The following is a 3,325-nucleotide window of genomic DNA, read 5'->3' on the forward strand; positions in this document are numbered from 1 at the left end:
GCACCGGCGACCTGGCGCGCAATCGCGGCGACGGGGTGATCGAGTACGTGGGGCGCATCGACCATCAGGTGAAGATCCGCGGCTTCCGTATCGAACTGGGCGAGATCGAGGCCAAGTTGCAGGGACACCCGGCGGTACGTGAAGCGGTGGTGCTGGACATCGAAGGACCGAATGGCAAGCAGTTGGCGGCGTACCTGATTGCAAGCGACGAACAGGCTGCACCGGCCGACCGGCTCGCCAGCCTGCGCGAGCACCTCAAGGCCGTGCTGCCGGACTACATGGTGCCGGCACACCTGATGTTCCTGGAGGCCTGGCCGTTGACCGGCAATGGCAAGCTGGACCGCCGTGCGCTGCCCAGGCCCGATGCCAGCCAGTTGCAGCAAGCCTATGTGGCACCGCAGAGCGAGCTCGAGCAACGCATCGCGGCGATCTGGGCGCAGGTGCTCAAGCTTGAGCAGGTGGGCCTGACCGATAACTTCTTCGAGCTGGGCGGCGACTCGATCATCTCGATCCAGGTGGTCAGCCGCGCACGCCAGGCCGGTATCCACTTCACCCCCAAGGCGCTGTTCCAGCACCAGACGGTACAGGGCCTGGCCAGCGTGGCGACGCTCGGCCAGGCGCAGCGCCAGTCGGACCAGGGGCCGGTGACCGGCCAGGCGTTGCTGCTGCCGATTCACCAGTACTTCTTCGATCAGGCAATACCCCAGCGCCATCACTGGAACCAGGCACTGCTGCTCAAGCCGGGCCAGTTGCTGGAGGCCCACAGGCTGCAACAGACCATGCAGGCGCTGATGGCCCATCATGACGCGCTGCGTCTGCGTTATGCCCGGCAGGCCGATGGCCGCTGGTGGGCGCAGTATGGCGCGGTACAGGCAACCCCCGAGGTGGTGTGGGCTGTGCAGCTTGAGACTGCCGATGCCTTGCCGGCGCTGTGCGACAAGGCCCAGCGCAGCCTGAGCCTGGAGCAGGGCGAGCTGCTGCGCGTGGTGCTTGCGACCCTGCCCGATGGCAGCCAGCGCCTGCTGCTGGCGATCCACCACCTGGTGGTGGACGGCGTGTCGTGGCGCATCCTGCTCGAAGACCTGCAGAGCGCCTATACCCAGCTGGCCGCCGGGCAGGTGGTGAGCCTGCCAGCCAAGACCAGTTCGACCCAGGCCTGGGCGCAGCGCCTGCAGGCGCACGCGGCCGACCTGCAAGGTGAACTGGCCTACTGGAGCAGCGAACTGGCGGGCGCCAGCGCCGAGCTGCCGTGCGACAACCCGCAGGGGTCTGTGCAGGCTGTCCACGCCGCCCAGGCACAGACGCGCCTCGATAAGGCCAGTACCCGGCAACTGCTGCAACAGGCCCCGGCGGCCTATCGCACCCAGGTCAACGACCTGCTGCTGACCGCCCTGGCGCGAGTGATCGCGCGCTGGACCGGGCGCGATGAGGTGCTGATCCAGCTTGAAGGCCACGGTCGCGAAGAACTGTTCGACGACATCGACCTGACCCGTACTGTGGGCTGGTTCACCAGCCTGTTCCCGGTCAAGCTGAGCCCCGCCGACAGCCTCGACGGCTCGATCAAGCGCATCAAGGAGCAACTGCGCTCGGTACCCGAGAAGGGCATCGGTTTCGGCGCACTGCGCTACCTGGGCGACGCGAAGGCCCGTGAAGCCCTGGCCGCGTTGCCGGTGCCGCGCATCACCTTCAACTACCTGGGCCAGTTCGACGCCAGCTTTGCCGACGAACAGGGTCAGGGCGGCTTCTTCAGCCCGGCGGGTGAGCCTGCCGGTGACAGCCAGAGCTCCGAAGCACCGCTGGGCAACTGGTTGTCGATCAACGGCCAGGTGTATGGCGGCGAGTTGACGCTGAACTGGAGCTTCAGCCGCGCTATGTTCGCGCCCGCGACCATCGAGGCGTTGGCCCGCGCCTATGCCGAGGAGCTCGAGGCGCTGGTTGCCCATTGCGTGCAGCCAGGCAGCGTTGGCGTGACGCCTTCGGACTTCCCGCTGGCCAGGCTGACCCAGGTGCAGCTGGACAGCCTGCCGATTGCCGCCAGCGAGATCGACGATATCTACCCGCTGTCGCCGATGCAGCAGGGCATGTTGTTCCACACCTTGTACGAACAGGGCGCAGGCAACTACATCAACCAACTGCGGATGAATGTGAAGGGGCTGGACGTGGAACGTTTCAGGAACGCCTGGCAGGCCGCACTGGACCGTCACGATGTGCTGCGCGCCAGTTTCGTGACCGGCTTCGAACAGCCCCTGCAGGTGATTCGCAAGCAGGTCGAAATGCCGTTCGCCGTGCTGGACTGGCGGGCGCAGCCGGCGTTGCACGCCAACCTGGACAGCTGGGCCGAGGCCGACCTGCAGCGCAGCTTCGACCTGCAGGATGCGCCGTTGCTGCGCCTGACGGTGATCCGTACCGACGTCGATCACCATCACCTGATCTACACCAGCCACCACATCCTGATGGACGGCTGGAGCAACTCGCAGCTGCTGGGCGAAGTGTTGCAACGCTATGCCGGCCAGACGCCAGGGCATTCGGCCGGGCGCTACCGCGACTACATCCAGTGGCTGTCCGAGCAGGACAGCTCGCGCACCGAGGCGTTCTGGCAGCAGCAGGTACGTGACCTCACCGAGCCGACGCGCCTGGTGCAGGCGCTGCGCAGCGACAAGGCGCAGTTGGGGCAGGGCCATGCCAACCATTTCCAGTTGCTGGATGTGCAGGCCACCCAGGCATTGGGCGAGTTCGCCCGCCAGCAGCGGGTGACGGTCAACACCCTGGTGCAGGCCGCCTGGCTGTTGCTGCTGCAACGCTACAGCGGACAGGCCTGCGTCAGCTTCGGCGCCACCGTGTCGGGGCGCCCGGCCGAGCTGGACGGGGTGGAGGAGCAACTGGGGCTGTTCATCAATACCCTGCCGGTGGTCGCCAGCCCTTCGCCCGAACAGGCCGTGGGTGCCTGGCTGGAGCAGTTGCAGGCACAGAACCTGTTGCTGCGCGAGCATGAACACAGCCCGCTGTACGAGATCCAGCGTCTGGCAGGCTCGGGCGGCGAGGGGTTGTTCGACACCTTGCTGGTATTCGAGAACTATCCGGTGGCCGAGGCGCTGCAACAAGGCGCGCCGGCCGGCCTGGCGTTCCTGGGTACGCAGAATCACGAGCAGACCAACTTCCCGCTGACGCTGATCATCGGCCTGGGCCGCGAGCTGTCGGTGCAGTATGCCTACGATCAGGCGCGGTTCAGCAGGGCCAGCGTGGAGCAGATCGCCCGGCACTTTGCCAATCTGCTGCAAGGCATTGTGCGCTCGGCGCAGCAACGCATCGCCGAGCTGGCGGTGCT

At 66.6% G+C, this 3,325-nt stretch carries 1 protein-coding gene; it reads left to right on the plus strand.

What is annotated here, in order from left to right:
- On the plus strand, positions 1 to 3,325 hold a 3,325-nt coding region (locus B4I46_RS14685), incomplete at both ends, for a condensation domain-containing protein (RefSeq protein ID WP_286900719.1).

The organism is Pseudomonas sp. UBA7500 (assembly GCF_002478435.1).
In the GTDB taxonomy this organism is placed as follows: Bacteria; Pseudomonadota; Gammaproteobacteria; order Pseudomonadales; family Pseudomonadaceae; genus Aquipseudomonas; species Aquipseudomonas palmensis.